This is a genomic window from Sphingomonas arantia, from assembly GCF_042682045.1.
Taxonomy (GTDB): Bacteria; Pseudomonadota; Alphaproteobacteria; order Sphingomonadales; family Sphingomonadaceae; genus Sphingomonas_R; species Sphingomonas_R arantia.
The window spans coordinates 510,945-525,978 of record NZ_JBHUGS010000002.1; the positions used below are offsets into that span (position 1 = coordinate 510,945).

11 protein-coding genes are annotated in these 15,034 nt (G+C 69.1%); 7 read left to right on the forward strand and 4 right to left on the reverse strand.

The genetic code is table 11. From position 1 onward, the window contains the following. Positions 1-60 precede the first annotated feature (60 nt). The 5 genes from ACFSGX_RS08165 to ACFSGX_RS08185 all read left to right on the forward strand — a co-directional run bounded on the left by ACFSGX_RS08165 (position 61) and on the right by ACFSGX_RS08185 (position 5,439). Entirely contained in the window at positions 61-507 is a 447-nt protein-coding gene (locus tag ACFSGX_RS08165) for a ferritin-like domain-containing protein (RefSeq protein WP_380928968.1), read from the forward strand. A gap of 440 nt (positions 508-947) precedes the next feature. Then, positions 948-2,195, forward strand: coding sequence for an arsenic transporter (locus ACFSGX_RS08170; protein ID WP_380928970.1), 1,248 nt, complete (start codon positions 948-950; stop codon positions 2,193-2,195). Positions 2,196-2,250: 55 nt separating this feature from the next. Then, a complete protein-coding gene (locus tag ACFSGX_RS08175; protein WP_380928972.1) occupies positions 2,251-3,480 on the forward strand; it encodes an MFS transporter in 1,230 nt (409 codons plus the stop codon). A gap of 153 nt (positions 3,481-3,633) precedes the next feature. Then, positions 3,634-4,113, forward strand: a complete 480-nt coding sequence (locus ACFSGX_RS08180; protein WP_380928974.1) for an Hsp20 family protein — start codon at positions 3,634-3,636, stop codon at positions 4,111-4,113. A 153-nt stretch (positions 4,114-4,266) separates the two neighbouring features. Beyond that, positions 4,267-5,439: an MFS transporter gene (locus ACFSGX_RS08185; protein WP_380928976.1), complete on the forward strand. Its 1,173-nt coding sequence runs from the start codon at positions 4,267-4,269 to the stop codon at positions 5,437-5,439. Between the two features lie 47 nt (positions 5,440-5,486). On the opposite strand, the gene ACFSGX_RS08190 is transcribed toward ACFSGX_RS08185, so the two are convergent. Continuing rightward, a complete protein-coding gene (locus tag ACFSGX_RS08190; RefSeq protein WP_380928978.1) occupies positions 5,487-8,525 on the reverse strand; it encodes a TonB-dependent receptor plug domain-containing protein in 3,039 nt (1,012 codons plus the stop codon). A gap of 110 nt (positions 8,526-8,635) precedes the next feature. Continuing rightward, positions 8,636-11,716: a glycosyl hydrolase family 28-related protein gene (locus ACFSGX_RS08195; RefSeq protein WP_380928980.1), complete on the reverse strand. Its 3,081-nt coding sequence runs from the start codon at positions 11,714-11,716 to the stop codon at positions 8,636-8,638. Positions 11,717-11,850: 134 nt separating this feature from the next. Here ACFSGX_RS08195 and ACFSGX_RS08200 point away from each other — a divergent pair, with 134 nt between their 5' ends. Beyond that, positions 11,851-12,402, forward strand: a complete 552-nt coding sequence (locus ACFSGX_RS08200; protein WP_380928982.1) for a gluconokinase — start codon at positions 11,851-11,853, stop codon at positions 12,400-12,402. Positions 12,403-12,415: 13 nt separating this feature from the next. Here ACFSGX_RS08200 and ACFSGX_RS08205 read toward each other — a convergent pair whose 3' ends face one another. Then, entirely contained in the window at positions 12,416-13,093 is a 678-nt protein-coding gene (locus ACFSGX_RS08205) for a FadR/GntR family transcriptional regulator (protein WP_380928984.1), read from the reverse strand. Positions 13,094-13,109: 16 nt separating this feature from the next. Beyond that, positions 13,110-14,462 (reverse strand): GntT/GntP/DsdX family permease, encoded by a 1,353-nt coding sequence (locus ACFSGX_RS08210; RefSeq protein WP_380928986.1) that lies wholly within the window; start codon positions 14,460-14,462, stop codon positions 13,110-13,112. 309 nt (positions 14,463-14,771) lie between these two features. On the opposite strand from ACFSGX_RS08210, the gene ACFSGX_RS08215 reads away from it, so the two are divergent. Continuing rightward, a complete protein-coding gene (locus ACFSGX_RS08215) occupies positions 14,772-15,002 on the forward strand; it encodes a response regulator transcription factor (protein ID WP_157177405.1) in 231 nt (76 codons plus the stop codon). The last annotated feature ends 32 nt before the right edge of the window (positions 15,003-15,034 follow it).

Here is a 15,034-nt window from a genome sequence, read left to right on the forward strand (position 1 = left end):
CTCGGCATGGGACCTAATTCGGGCGGGCGCGTTCTACGGGCTCTCTCGAAAGGAGCCATCATGAGCAACACGACCGACGTCACCGTCCTGAACAGCCTGATCAAGACCACGCTGGACAGCATGAAGGGTTACGAAGAAGCGGCCAAGGACGCCGAGAGCACGCAGTTCGCGACGATGTTCGCCGATTTCGCACGCGATCGCAGCGCCGTCGCGATGAAGCTGCAGGCGCAGGTCCGCACGCTGGGCGGCGAGCCGGAAATGGACTCGAGCCTGCTGGCCGCGGCGCACCGTTCGTTCATGGACCTGAAGCAGGCCATCACCGGCAAGGACGACAAGGCGATCATCGAGGAGGTCGAGCGCGGCGAAGATGTGATCAAGGCGAAGTACGAAGCCGCGATGCAGGAAGCCGACCTCTCCCCCACCACGCTGGCGGCGGTCAAGGACGGCTTCGTCTCGGTCAAGGAAGGCCACGACAAGATGAGCGCGCTGAAGCACAGCATCGGCTGAGCGTTCTGACGTTTGAATGACTTGCGGCCGCATCCGAACCCCGGGTGCGGCCGCTTTTCGTTTGGGCGTCGTTGCGCGGTTCGTCACCCCTCCTCACCGTCGTCATCCCGGCGAACGCCGGGATCTCCCTTGAGCTAGGGGTGCGCGCTTCACCGAAGGGAGATCCCGGCTTTCGCCGGGATGACGTGTTTGGGGAGGGGCTGGGGGCCTCGGTGGCTGACAGCGGCGGTTGGTTTGCCGCCCAAACCGAAGCTGAACCGCGCGGTTCAGAGCGGGTTGGTCGGTCATCCACTAGGACCGCAGCCGACGATTGCAGCCGCCGAAACCAAGCGGCCATGATTGACGTATGTTAATAGACCCCCGCCGGTAAGAGCCGCGGACGGTCGGACCGGGGGAGAGTGCCGCATGCCCGTGATCGACCGATCCGAACGGTCCTGCCGGTGATCGCGACAGCGACCATCTGGACGATCTGCGCCGGTGCCACCGCGGGCGTGATCGTGCGGCCGTTCCGCTGGCCGGAGGCGGTGTGGGCGGTGGCGGGCGCGGTCCTGCTGGTCGCCGGCGGGTTCATGCCGTGGGGCGAGGCGGCCGGTGCGGTGGGCGAGGGGCTCGACGTCTACCTGTTCCTCATCGGCATGATGCTGCTGAGCGAGGTCGCGCGGGCGGAGGGACTGTTCGACTGGATCGCCGCGACCGCCGCGATCCATGCGCGCGGATCGTCGCCGCGGCTGTTCGCGCTGGTGTTCGCGACCGGTGTCGTGACGACCGCATTCCTGTCGAACGATGCCACTGCGGTCGTGCTGACCCCCGCGGTCTATGCCGCCGCGCGCAAGGCGAAGGCCGATCCGCTGCCGCTGCTGTTCGCCTGCGCGCTAATCGCCAATGCGGCCAGCTTCGTGCTGCCGATCTCCAACCCCGCGAACCTCGTGCTGTACGGCGGGCGGATGCCGCCGCTGGCCGAGTGGTTCGGGTCGTTCGCGCTGCCGTCGGTCGCGGCGATCGGCGTGACGTTCCTGATGCTGCGCTGGGTGCAGCGCGACCGGATCGTCGGCACCTGTAACTCGACGGTCGAGCGCGCGGCGCTAAGCCGGGGCGGGAAGCTGGCCTTTGCGGGGATCGTTGCGACGGCCGTGCTGCTGCTCGTCATGTCGTTGCGCGGGATCGACCTCGGGTTGCCCACCTGTATCGCGGGCGTGGCGACGACGCTGGTCGTCTGCGCGCTGGCCCGACGTTCGCCCATCGCGGTTGCGCGGGACGTGTCGTGGAGCGTCCTGCCGCTGGTCGCCGGGCTGTTCGTGCTGGTCGAGGCGCTCGACCGGACCGGCGTGATCGCCCGCGTCGCCGATGCGCTGCGCACCGCGTCGGCCGATCCGGCGCGCGCGGCGGCGGTGTCCGGCCCGATCCTGGCGTTCGGGTCGAACCTCATGAACAACCTGCCCGCCGGGCTGATCGCGAGCAGCGCGGTCGCGCAGGCGCAACCGCCGCGGATCGTGGTCGATGCGCTGCTGATCGGAGTCGATCTCGGCCCCAACCTGTCGATCACCGGCTCGCTCGCGACGATCCTCTGGCTGCAGGCGATCCGGCGCGAGGGGGAGGATGTCGGCTTCTGGCAGTTCTTCCGGGTCGGGCTCGTCACGATGGTGCCCGCGCTGGTCGCGGCGCTCGGCGTCCGGTTGCTGATCGGATGACACCCTTCTCTACCGGCCCCTCCCCCGGCACCCTCCCCCGAACGGACGCACAGCCATGGTCGCAGACACCAGACCCAACCCGTCGCAGGGCCGCACGCTAGACGCGCTCAACTTCTTCCTGGCGGACGTGCGCGACGGGCTCGGGCCGTATCTCGCCATCTACCTGCTTGCGGTGCGCGGGCCGGCGCATGGCTGGAACGAGGCGACGGTCGGCCTGGTCCTGACGATCGCCGGCATCGTCGGGCTGCTCGGCCAGACGCCCGCGGGCAGCCTGATCGACCGCAGCCGCAACAAGCCGCGGATCGTGATGATCGCAGCGCTACTGGTGACGATCAGCAGCCTGTCGCTGCCCGTCGTGTCGGGCTTCACCTTCGTTGCGATCACACAATCGGTCGCTGCGGTGGCGGGTGCGGTGTTCGCCCCGGCGATCTCGGCGATCACGCTGGGTCTGGTGGGCCCCAAGCTGTTCGCGCGACGGGTCGGGCGGAACGAGGCGTTCAACCATGCCGGCAACGCGGTGTCGGCGGCGCTGGCGGGCGTGCTGGCCTGGAATTTCGGGCCGGTCGTGGTGTTCTGGCTGATGGGCGGGCTGACCGTGGCGAGCATCGTCACTACCATGCGGATCCGCAACGCGGACATCGACAATGCCGTCGCGCGCGGGCTCGAATGCGAGCCGGAGGAAGGGTGCGAGGAGCCGAGCGGCTGGAAGGCGCTCGTCGAGAACCGGCCGCTGCTGCTGTTCGCGGTGATCGCGTTCCTGTTCCACCTCGCCAACGCCGCGATGCTGACGTCGGTCAGCCAGCTGCTGTCGCGCACGGTGGGCAAGGATCAGGCGACCTCGCTGACCGCCGCGTGCATCGTCGCGGCGCAGTTGGTGATGGTGCCGGTCGCGGTCATCGTCGGGCGCAACACCGATCGCTGGGGGACGAAGCCGCTGTTCCTGGTCGCGTTCGGCGTGCTGGCGGCGCGCGGCGCGCTCTATACCGTGTCGAACGATCCGTGGTGGCTGGTCGGGGTGCAGGCGCTGGACGGGGTCGGCGCCGGCATCTTCGGCGCGCTGTTCCCCGTGTTGATCGCGGACCTGACCAAGGGGACCGGGCGGTTCAACGTCAGCCAGGGTGCGGTCGCCAGTGCACAGGGGCTGGGTGCGGCGCTGTCCGCATCGCTGGCCGGCGGGATCATCGTGTCGGCGGGCTATGCCGCGGGGTTCCTGACGCTGGCCGGGATCGCCGTGGCGGGCCTCGCGCTCTACGCAATCGCGATGCCGGAGACAAAAAAGGGGTGACCCGAAAAAATTTGCGGCGACATTCTTGACGGTCGGAAGGCCCGAATTATCTCGCTCGCCGTCGGATGCGTTGGTCGGTCCGGCACCCAAGTTGAGGGCACCGGCTCTCCCGGTGCTCCTTGTGCTCAGATTGCTCATGAGGAGGATTTGGATATGAGGACGAGCTTCGATTTCACCCCCTATCGGCGGTCCACGGTCGGTTTCGACCGGTTGTTCGACCTGCTCGAAACCAACGCGCGCGTCGAGACGGTCGACAGCTACCCGCCGTTCGATATCGAGCGCGAGAGCGAGGACAGCTACCAGATCACGCTGGCGGTGGCCGGGTTCCGCCCCGAGGACATCGACATCGTGGCGCAGGACAACCAGCTGACCGTCAGCGGACGCCGGCCGGACGAACGCGACGAAGGCCGCTTCGTACACCGCGGCATCGCGACCCGCGCGTTCGAGCGCCGCTTCCAGCTCGCCGATTTCGTGCAGGTGCAGGGCGCGCGGTTCGACAACGGGCTGCTGCGCATCGCGCTGCGCCGCGAGGTGCCGGAGGCGATGAAGCCGCGCCGGATCGAGATCGCGAGCGCCGCCAGCGCGGCCAACGACCGGATCGAAGCGCCGGTCGCGGATCGCAACGCCGCCTGATCCGACGTCACGACGCAACGCGGGCCGTCGCCGGTTTCGGGACCGGCGGCGGCCCTTTTTGTTGTCCGCGGCGTTCGATCAAACCGGTGCATGCCGCTGCCACCTTGGGCTAAAGGGTGCACGACGCGGCGCGACCGCAACGGAAGGGTGAGCATGACATCGACGGAACAGCCGGCGGGCGCGACCCCGATCGGTCGCGGGCTGACGTTTGCGATGGCGGCGGCGGCGGGCGTTGCGGTCGCCAACATCTACTACAACCAGCCGATGCTGGGCGTGATGGAGCGCGACCTGCCGGGTGGGATCATGCCGCTGGTGCCGACCGCGACGCAGCTGGGCTATGCCGCCGGGCTGTTCCTGCTCGTCCCGTTGGGCGACCTGGTCGAACGGCGGCGGTTGATCGTGGTGCAGTTCATCGCATTGGCCGCCGCACTGGCGATGGTGGCGGCAGCGCCGGGTGCGGCGCTGGTGCTGGTCGCCTCGCTGCTCGTCGGCGTGCTGGCGACCGTCGCGCAGCAGATCGTGCCGTTCGCCGCGCATCTGGCGACGCCGGAACGGCGCGGGGCGACCGTCGGCACCGTGATGGCGGGGCTGCTCTGCGGCATCCTGCTCAGCCGCACGCTTGCCGGGTTCGTCGCGACCCATGCGGGCTGGCGGGAGATGTTCTGGCTTGGCGTGCCGATGGCGCTGGGCGCGGCGGCGGTGATGGCGATGCGGCTGCCGCGCAGCATGCCGGCGGCGGAGATGCGCTACACCGCGCTGATCGCGTCGCTGGCCGATCTATGGCGGACCTTCCCGGCGCTGCGCCGTGCGGCGGTGACGCAGGCGTTGCTGTTCGGCGGCTTCAGCGCGTTCTGGACGATCCTCGCGCTCTTGCTCCAGACGCCGGAGTTCGGGCTGGGCGCGGACATCGCCGGGCTGTTCGGCGTGGTGGGCGCGGTTGGCGTGCTGGCCGCGCCCATTGCGGGGCGGATCGCGGACCGTCGCGGGCCGCAGCCGGTGATCATCCTGGGCGCCGCGCTGACTTTGGTCGCGTGGATCATCTTCGGGTTGTGGGTGTCGATCGCCGGGCTGATCGTCGGCGTCATCCTGCTCGATTTCGGGGTGCAGGGCGCGATGGTGTCGAACCAGCATATCGTGTTCGCCTTGCGGCCGGAGGCGCGGGCGCGGCTCAACACCATCTTCATGGGCGCGATGTTCCTGGGCGGTGCCGCTGGGTCGGCGACCGCGATCTGGGCGTGGAACGCCGGCTGGACCGCGGTGACGATCGTCGGTGGCACGCTGTCCGCCGCGGCGTTGCTGATCCAGCTGCTCCACGCCCGGCGGTAGGAACTCGAAGCCGCCGGTCCCTCTCCGGGGACCGGCGGGATCACGCGCTAGAACCGGGCGCGGACACCGGCGCGGTAGAAACGGCCGAGCGTGTCGTACAGTGCCGGGTTGACGTCCAGGCCGGTGTTGGTCTGCGGCGCGGCCGCCGGATCATGATCGAACACGTTTTCGACGCGGAAGAACGCGCTGACCTGCTTGGTCAGGTTCACCGATCCACCGACGTCGACATAGAAGGCGCCCTTCATCTTGTTGTAGTCGATCGTCGGGTTGTTGGCGGTCGAGGCGGGACAGCCCGTGGTGCAGACGACATACTGGTTGCCGAAATTGCCGTCCGAGAACCAGCGTTGCTGGATGTTGATGCTGAACAGGTCGTTGTCGTAGCTCTGCGTCGCCAGCCACTTCCAGTTGGGCGTCGCGCCGTTGTTGGCGCCGGCCTGATCGACCGTAGCGACACCAGCGATGCCGGCCGCCACCTTGAACTCCCGCACGTGCGTGCCGAGTGCGCGGACCGTGAAGCTGCCCGGCAGGCCGAGCGGCTGCTTCCAGGCGTAGCTCGCCTCGATATCGAACCCGCTGGTCTTCCACGATGCCAGGTTGAACGGCTGGACGTTCACGAAATTGCCGCCCTGCGTCGGGCTGTTCAATTCGAAGCCGCCGCAGAACGCCTGGTTCCCTTCGAAACAGAAGCGCACGATCTGGTCCGCCGACAGGGTCGATACGACGCCGTTCAGCTTGATGTTGTAATAGTCGAACGACAGGCTGAGCCCCGGCAGCCAGGACGGACGCGACAGAACGATGCCCGCCTCGGTATTGCGCGCGATCTCGGGCTTCAGGTCGGTGTTACCGACCGTATTCTGGAAGATCTGCACGGCAGGCCCGCCGAACGGATTCGTGAAGCTGGGCAACGTCGTGACGGTAGGCGCCGCGAACAGTTCCGACAGGTTCGGCGCGCGCACGTCGCGCGACGTGACGGCGCGCAGCCGGATACCGTCGAGCGGCGTCTCCCACGTCCCGCCGACCTTCCACGCCCAGATCGTACCCGACGTGCTGTAACGCGTCACGCGGGCGGCGCCGTTCACGTTCGCCTTGCCGATCGCCTCACTGTCGAACAGCGGAAGGTTGAGTTCGAGAAACCCTTCGTAGACGTCGTACTTGCCGGTCCCGTTCTTGTAGTTGCCGGCGGCCCAGTTGCTGCCGAGCGTCGAGTTCAACAGCGGATCGGCCGGATAGGCTTCGCTGTTCGGGCTGACGTCGGTCACGCCGGCACCGTAAGGGTCGCCGCGGACGCGGTAATATTCGCGGCGATATTCGGCGCCGAACGCGACAGACAGCGGCCCCGCCCACAGCTCGACCGGCTCGCCCGAGAAGTTGAGGCTGGCGACGTCCTGCTTCAGCGTCGTGCGCTGCAACGGCCCGTTGGCCGGGGTGACATAGGCAAGCGCCGCCGCCGACGGTTCCGCGCCGCCGAAGATGTTGATCGGCTGGCACCCCGCCGCCCGCGCCGCCGCATCGGCGCAGACGATCGCGCCGTTCAGCGTGATCGCGTTGGTCGCCGCGACATAGCGGTTCTGCAACACGGTCCGCTCGACGTCGATCGCCGCCTTGGTGACGCCGTGTTCGTAATAGCCGTCATAGGTCCAGTCGGTGCCACCGACGTCGAACTTGCCCTTCAGTCCGGCGACGAAGCGATATTGCCGGCGATCGGTCTGGACCAGCGGGTTGGGGAAGTTCGCGTTGCTGCTGCCGAAGTTGAACTGGGTGATGCCCGCGGTGGCGCAGCGATCGCGGACGAGCTGCGGCAGATACGGGTTCGCGCACTGCACGGTCAGGTTGGGGCGGTTGTAGCCCGGGCTCGGCTGGTTGCTGGTCTTCACCTGCGCCACGTTGACCGTGACATAGGCTTCGCTGCTTTCCGCGAAGTCGTAGCCGATCCGGCCGAAGCCGATCAGCCGTTCGAGCGACGACTTGAGCGACGCGCCGGAGCCGGGGGCCCCCGAAAGATCGCCACCGACGCAGAAGCTGTTGCCGGGGAAGCAGTTGGTGACGGCACCGGTACCCGTCGGACGGCCGTTCGACCCGTAATTGAACTGATACGGCGCACCGTTCTGGTCGAACGCGATCCCCTGCAACGGCCCGTTGTTGATCAGGCCGTATTTCGCATATTGATAGGGCTGCGCGAAATCGCGGTAGTTGAACTGCGGCAGGCCGTTATTGGTCTGCCCGGTGTTGAGCAGCGTCGACGCGCGGTACCAGTTGCGCTCCTTGGCCAGGTCGGTGCCGTAGTCGCCGGGCCCGACGCCGTCCTCGTCGTCATACTCACCGCTGACGATCACGTGCAGCCGGTCGTCCAGCAACGAAGCGCCGTAGGCCGCCTGGACCAGCGCCTGCTTGTCGTCGCCGTAGCGTGTGACGCCGCCCTGGACATTGGCCTTGAACCCCTTGAACCGCGTGTCGGTGATGAAGTTGACCACGCCGCCGACCGCGTCGGACCCGTAGGATGCGGACGCGCCGCCGGTCACCACGTCGACCCGCTTGATCAGCAGCTGGGGGAACATGCTGATGTCCGGAACGCCGGTGACGTTGGCGCCCACCACCCGCTGCCCGTCGAGCAGCGTCAGCGTGCGGATCGCGCCGAGACCGCGCAGCGAGAAGGAGCTGAGCCCCTGCGTGCCGCTGGACGTGCTGAACGTGCCGGTGGATGCGCCGGTCGATCCCTGCAACGACGGAAGCTGGGCGATGGTGTTGAAGATGTTGGGCTGCGCATTTTTCAGGATCGCGTCCTCGCCAATCACCGTGGTGGGCGTCGGCGCGGCGAACCCGCTGGAGGTGATGCGCGTGCCGGTGACGACGATCGATCCGGCGTCCTGCGGGCCTTCGGCGGGCGTGGTGCGCGGCGCGATCGACTGGTCCGGGGCGGCCGGATCGGCGGAACGGGTGGAGGCCGGGACGCCCGCGTCGGCCGGCGGCGTGACCGGTGCCGCCTGCGCGAAGGCCGGCGCGCTGGCGAGCGATGCGGCCAGCGCGGCGAGGCTGCCGGCGACGCGCCATGCAACGGTCGATGTACGAATCCCCTGTTCGGTCGTCATGGTTCATCCCCTGTCGTGCACCGTCGTGCGATGCTTGTTCTGGTTACCGCCGGGTTACCGGATCGCGGGGGGTGCGGCACCCGCGACCATGGTCGCGTGTGGCCCGGAAATCACGGCTGCGCGGCGTATAGCGCGTGGTGGGCGAGGATGAACAAGGTGCGGCCGTCCGCCCCGCCGAAGACCAGTTGCAGCGGGCGTTCCGGCACGTCGATCCGGCCCAGTTCGCGGCCGTCCGCGGCGTAGACGAAGACCTGCCCGTTCGCGACATAGACCCGCCCGTCCGGCCCGGTCGCCACGCTTTCCCCGCCGCGCGGTGCGAAGGCACGCAGATCGATTACTGCCCCGCCCGGCCCCAGCAGCCCGCTATAGGTCCGGTTCTCCGACGCGTTGGCGACATGGATGCGCGCGCCCACCGTGCCGGTGACGAAGCCGTAGGTGTCGAGCGTATCGGAGAAGCGCCAGCCGAGATGGTCGGCCGGTCCCTGCTGCCACACGCGGAACGCGGGCAGGATCAGGCTGCCGTCCGGCGAGACATATTCGCGCGCTTTCGGTGCGGCCATGTCGCGCGCGAACATCTCGGCCAGCGTCGGGAACCGATCCGCCGCGGCGTCATACTGGTCGCGGAACTCGCCATTGTTCCAGAAGCTGCCGGGCAGCGCGACGCTTGTACCGCGTCGCGCCGCGACCGCCGTGGGGGCGATCAGGCGAACCGCGGCCGGCTTGCGCGGATCGATGCTGTACACCGTCGCGGCGGGCCCAGCGGAGGACAGCACCATCAGGTCGCCCGACCGATCGACCGCGAGGTTGACCGCATCGAGCGGGGCATCCGCCACAATCGACAAGCCTTCCTTGGCTGACCAGCCATGGATGCGCTGAAATTGCCGATCGACGAAGTAGAGCTTGCCCGCCGCATCGACCGCCCCGCCGCCGATCGAATAGAAGCCGTCCGCCAGTTTCCGGACCGGGGCGAGTGAAGCCGTCGCGGCCGGAGTCGGCGCGTCGGTGACGTCGAGCACCGCGAACTCGCGCTCGCGGATCTCCGTGCCGCGCGTGACGTCGCGGATCGCGTTCTCGTACGGGAACTTGCTGGCGCGCAGATAGGTGCCGCAGCCGTTCGCGTCGCAGGTCGAGAAGCCGCTTTCGGCGTTCACATGGACGTTGCGGAACCGGATGCCCGTGGAGTTGTAGAGCGTGACCGCGGCCGGTGCCGGCTGGAGCGACCGCGTGACGCGGTAGGCGTGCAGGTTCGCGAACAGGATGTCGCGCGAATTGCGGACCTCCAGCGCGACGGTGTTGCGGCTTTCGCCGGCCTCCTCCTCGGTCTGCGGCGCGAGGAATTCCCAGTTGCGCACGCGGTCCAGCACGATCTCGGCGCGAACATGATGCTCGGCCGACATTTCGTAGACATGGCCCGGCGTGTCGGTGTCCGACACGTACAGCCCGGCCTGCGCATAGGTGTTGGGCGTCCACAGCCCGTTGAACGTGCCGCCCCCGCCGTCCGTCACCCACAGGCTGGCATATTGCCCGTCCCAGCGCTTGGCCGGGTCGGCATCGGCGGTGTGGGTGGCGTTGTAGGGATCGAACCGCGTCCCGTCGGGCAGGTTGGTGCCGTGCCCGCCCTGGAACTTCACGTCGTCGACCAGCGATGCTTCCCCGGCGCGCCACAGCAGCGCGGTGGTGCGCGGGTTGCGGCCGCCGGTGGCGAGGCCGAGCCCGGACAGGATCGCGGCGCCGCCCTTAGCGCTTTCGATCAGCGCACGCGCGCCGCCGACGCCGCGATAGGCCGGGCTGTCCTCGGCCAGCACGATCTGCGTCAGGCTGGGGTGCAGGCCGATCAGCACGCTGTCGGGGCGGAGCTTCAGCGTGTCGGTGACGCGGTAGAAGCCGGACGGGAAATACAGCACGCGGTGGCGATCGATCGCACGCTGGATCGCGGCGGTGTCGTCCGCGCTGTTGTCGCCGCGCACGCCCAGGGTGCGGACGTTGACCCAGCTGGCCACCGGCGGCAGCGCGCGGATCGCGGGAGCTGGCACGCGCGGGCGGGCGGAGAGCGGTGCGGCGTCCATCCGCGTTTCGTAGGTGCCGGTGGTCGATGCCCCTGCCCCCGTGCCGTTCAGCGTCAGGCCGTAGGTAAACGATCGGACGCGATATTGCGCCGCGGGGCCGGCCACCGTCCGGCCGCTGTCGCGGAACCGCGCGAACACCGGCGTGGCGCTGGCGGTCGCATTCTCGAACCCGACTTGGGTATAGGCATTGCCTTCGTTGCTGACGATCACGCCGGCCTTGGCGATGTTGTCGAACCGGACGTCCCGGCCCCACAGCCAGTCGCCATAGCCGCGGTCGATCTCGATCCCGACGGGCATGTTGCGGAAGCTGGTATTGACCAAAGTCAGCCCCGCCTCATGTTCGCGGATGCCGGCGTCGCGCTGGCCTTCGAACGTCGAATCAAGCAGCGTATACTGCCACGCGGGCGAGGGTTTCTCGGTCAGGATGCCATAGCGCCCGCCGTGGAAATGCAGGTCCATGCCGAGGTTGCCGACCTGGTAGATCCCGGCGAGCGCCGTCCCCAGCCGGAAATCGATATGGCTGAGATAGGCGTGCTGCGCGGTGTGGAACCGGACCGCGGTGGCGGCCGGATTGCCGTCGCCGATCTCGAAATCGATGTTCGACAGCGCGGAATAGAAGGTCCCCGAATTGGCATCGCCGATCCGCGGATCGAACGGCACGCTGGTCGGCGGGGGGACCGGCACCGGTCCGGTCGCGACCTTGCCACCGGGACCGGGCGATGCGCCGCCGGGCCGGTTGCCGGTGAAGAAGACCATGCTGCCGACGCCGGTCTGAAACCCGGGGGTGGCGGGCGCGAGCACGAACACCGGCCGCTTGCCGCCGACGCCGAACAGTCGGACGCCCGGCCAGACGAACAGGCTGCGCGTGATGCGGTACCGCCCGGCGGGCAGGAACACGATGCCGCCACCGCCCTTCGCCTCGGCTGCGTCGATCGCCGCCTGGATCGCGGCGCTGTCGTCCGCAACGCCGTCCCCGCGCCCGCGCACGGTGACCGCGCGCGGATCCTCGGTCGCGGCGCCGAACGCCGACACGCCCGATGCGGCGATCGCCGGCGCGGCCGTACCCGCCAGCAGCAGCGCGAGCAGCCCCGCCGCGGTCCCCGTCTTCATTGCGTCGCGCGCCATCGTCCTGCTCCCTGTCCGGCCTGTCTATTCCCGCTTGCCGCGCGATCCGCGACCGCGACAAAGGTCGCGATAGTCAGGTCGTCCGCTGCCACCGATAGCGATGCCAGGTCGGGCACCGACGCGACGGAAAGAAAATGATGCGACCGGACAGCACCAACACCGCCCCCTGCGCCATCGTCGCGATGGGGGTGAGCGGCAGCGGCAAGTCGACGCTGGCGGAATGCCTGGCCACCCGGCTGGACTGCGCGTTCCTGGAGGGCGACGCGTTCCACGGCGCGGCGAACGTGGCCAAGATGCGCGCGGGCCATCCACTGACCGACGACGATCGCTGGCCCTGGCTCGACCGGCTGGGCGCGGCGATCGGCACGGGCGCCCGCGACGGCGGGATCGTGGTCGCGACCTGTTCGGCGCTCAAGCGGACCTACCGCCGGCGGCTGGAAAGTGCCGCCGCGCTGCCCCTGCTGTTCGTGCTGCTCGACGGTGACGTCGATGCGCTGGCCGCGCGGATGGAGCGGCGCGCGGGGCATTATATGCCGGCCAGCCTGCTCGACAGCCAGATCGCGACGCTGGAACGCCCGACGCCGGACGAACGTGCGCTGACGCTCGACGCCGTGCGCCCGCAGGATGCGCTCTGCGACGCTGCGCTCGCCTGGATCGATGAGATGCGCGGCGCCCTGCCGCGCTGAGACGGGCGCCGCATCACGGCATCAACCGCTTGCGGCCCTGCGACAAGTGCCAGCGCATCGCGAGCGCCGCGCCGTCCGCATCGTGCGCGCGGATCGCCTCGACGATCGCATCATGCTCCTCCATCATCGCGCCGATCACCTCCGGCGGGCGGGAGCGCGAGATTTCGACCCCCGCCTTCAGGATGCGAAGCACGCCGTCGCGCAGATGGTCGAAGCTCTCGATAAACGCCGGGTTCCCGGTCGCTTCGACGATCGCGCGGTGGAGCAGCCAGTCCTCGTCATGCGCCGGCGCGTTGGACAGCAGCGCCCCGCGCAACGCCTGCAACGCCTGCTCGATCGCATCCATCTGGTCCGTCGACCGACGCTGCCCGGCCAGCCGCGCGGCCTCCGCCTCCAGCACGAACCGCACCTCGTACGTGCCGAGCGTGGCGGACAGCGCGTGCATCGGCATGAACGAGCCGAGCCGCTCGGACGGCCGCCGCTTGACGTAGGACCCCGCGCCGCGCCGCGCCTCCGTGATGCCGTCCGCCGCCAGCCGGACCAGCGCCTCACGCACGATCGTGCGCGACATGCCGAACATCTCGCCCAGCCGCGCCTCGGACGGCAGCCGGTCGCCGCTGACCAGCGCATCGTCGTTGATGAGTTGCGCGATCGCGGTGTAGGCGCGATCGGCGAGCCGCCCCTCGCTCATGGCCGTCCCCGCCCGCTCACACGACTAGGCTCAGCAGCAGCACGAACGCCAGGCCGGCGACCGAGATGACGGTCTCCAGCATCGACCAGGTGCGGAACGTGTCGGCCGTGCTGGTCCCGACATAGCTTTTCACCAGCCAGAAACCCGGATCGTTGACGTGGCTGAAGAACACCGAACCCGCGCCGATCGCCAGCACGACCAGTTCGGGCGACACGCCCGACCCGGCGACGACGCCCGACATCACGCCGACCGCGGTGATCGTCGCGACCGTCGCCGATCCCGCCGCCAGCCGGATGCAGACCGCGACCAGCCAGCCGAGCAGCAGCGGCGAGATCGCGTGCATCAGCACCAGACGGGCGAGCAGATCGGACAAGCCGGCGGTGACCAGCACCTGCTTCAACGCGCCGCCCGCGCCGATCGCGAGCAGGATCGCGCCGGCCGAGATCATCGTTTCGTGCCAGACCGCATCCTGGATCGCCGCCTCGCTGAGCCGCCGCCCGAACAGCAGGGGAAGTGCCACGAGGTTGGTGACGAGCAGCGCCACGACCGGGTTGCTCGCCGCGACCAGCCCGGCCGCACCCTTCAGCCCCGGCACGAACTGCCCCAGCTCGCCGGTCGCGATCAGCAGCACGGGCAGCAGCACGACGAGCAGCGACACGGCACGCGCCGGCGGGGCGATCGTGACGGTCGGTTCGGTGATGGCGAGCGGTTCCAGCCGGACGCCGGGCGTCACGAACCGCGCCAGCACCGGCCCCGCCAGGATCGCGGTCGGGATCGCGATCAGGATACCGTAGAACATCGTGAGCCCGAGGTTCGCGCCCAGCGCCTCGACCGCGAGCAGCGGCCCGGGATGCGGCGGCACCAGCGCATGGACGACGCCGAGCCCGGCGAGCGCGGGCATGATGAGCCGCAGCTTGCCCACATCGCGCACCGCGCCGCTCGCCTCGTCACGGTGCATCGCGTCGGCGGCCGCAACCACGATCGGCAGCAGCAGGACGAGTCCCGTCTCGAAGAACAACGGCAGGCCGATGACCATCGCGATCCCGAGCGTCGCCCACGGTGCCGCGCGTACGCCGGTGAGCCGCAGCGCGCCGGTCGCGAGCGACGCCGCCGCGCCCGACAGGTGCAGCATCGCGCCCAGCGACAGGCCGAGCGCCACGACGAGGCCGGTGCCGCCGATGATATCGCCGACGCCCTTCTGCACCGCCTTGGCCGTCTCGCCGATCGGCAGGCCGGCGAGGATGCCGACCGTGAACGCGCCGCACAGCAGCCCGATGAACGGGTGCAGCCGACCGCGCACGATCATCACGACGGCCAGGATGATGCCGGCCAGTGCCGCCAGGACGAGTCGGGTGTCGGCGCCGGTCACGGGCGAAATCCGGGCATCGCTACGGGATCGGTCCTGACCGTCATGTTCGTCCTCCCCCGCGGCGCATTCGCCTGCTCGTTAACGTGAACGCTGTAGGACAGCTATTTCGGGAATAACACCATAAAAGGCTTGCCGAGCCATCAAAAGAGGCGATCATATGGATATCTGTCCAACAGAATCCGGAATCACCGGAATGTCGGACGGGGGCACGGAGTCGCGCTGACGGAACGGTCTGACGGCTGCGACCGGACAGGGAAAAGGGACGAGAGGATGACGATGGAGAGGAACGCCCACAGCGCGATCGCGCCGATGCCGGAAACCGCGCACGCGGACGGCGGGCCGGCGACGCAATTCACGCCCACCCAGATCAAGGTGCTGCGCGGCGTCCATTCGGGGCAGCTGAACAAGCAGATCGCCTACGACCTGGGCATCGCCGAGGCGACCGTGAAGGCGCACATGACGACGCTGATGCGCAAGCTGAACGTCCGCAACCGGACGCAGGCTGCGATCGCTGCGCAGCGGATGTCGCTGTCGCTCTGACCGCGCGACTGCACGGGCCGACCGCCTGCACG

Coding starts and splice junctions, on each gene's coding strand:
- ACFSGX_RS08165 (WP_380928968.1), top strand. CDS start 61: ATGAGCAACACGACCGACGTCACCGTCCTGAACAGCCTGATCAAGACC.
- ACFSGX_RS08175 (WP_380928972.1), top strand. CDS start 2,251: ATGGTCGCAGACACCAGACCCAACCCGTCGCAGGGCCGCACGCTAGAC.
- ACFSGX_RS08180 (WP_380928974.1), top strand. CDS start 3,634: ATGAGGACGAGCTTCGATTTCACCCCCTATCGGCGGTCCACGGTCGGT.
- ACFSGX_RS08185 (WP_380928976.1), top strand. CDS start 4,267: ATGACATCGACGGAACAGCCGGCGGGCGCGACCCCGATCGGTCGCGGG.
- ACFSGX_RS08190 (WP_380928978.1), bottom strand. CDS start 8,525: ATGACGACCGAACAGGGGATTCGTACATCGACCGTTGCATGGCGCGTC.
- ACFSGX_RS08195 (WP_380928980.1), bottom strand. CDS start 11,716: ATGGCGCGCGACGCAATGAAGACGGGGACCGCGGCGGGGCTGCTCGCG.
- ACFSGX_RS08200 (WP_380928982.1), top strand. CDS start 11,851: ATGATGCGACCGGACAGCACCAACACCGCCCCCTGCGCCATCGTCGCG.
- ACFSGX_RS08205 (WP_380928984.1), bottom strand. CDS start 13,093: ATGAGCGAGGGGCGGCTCGCCGATCGCGCCTACACCGCGATCGCGCAA.
- ACFSGX_RS08215 (WP_157177405.1), top strand. CDS start 14,772: ATGCCGGAAACCGCGCACGCGGACGGCGGGCCGGCGACGCAATTCACG.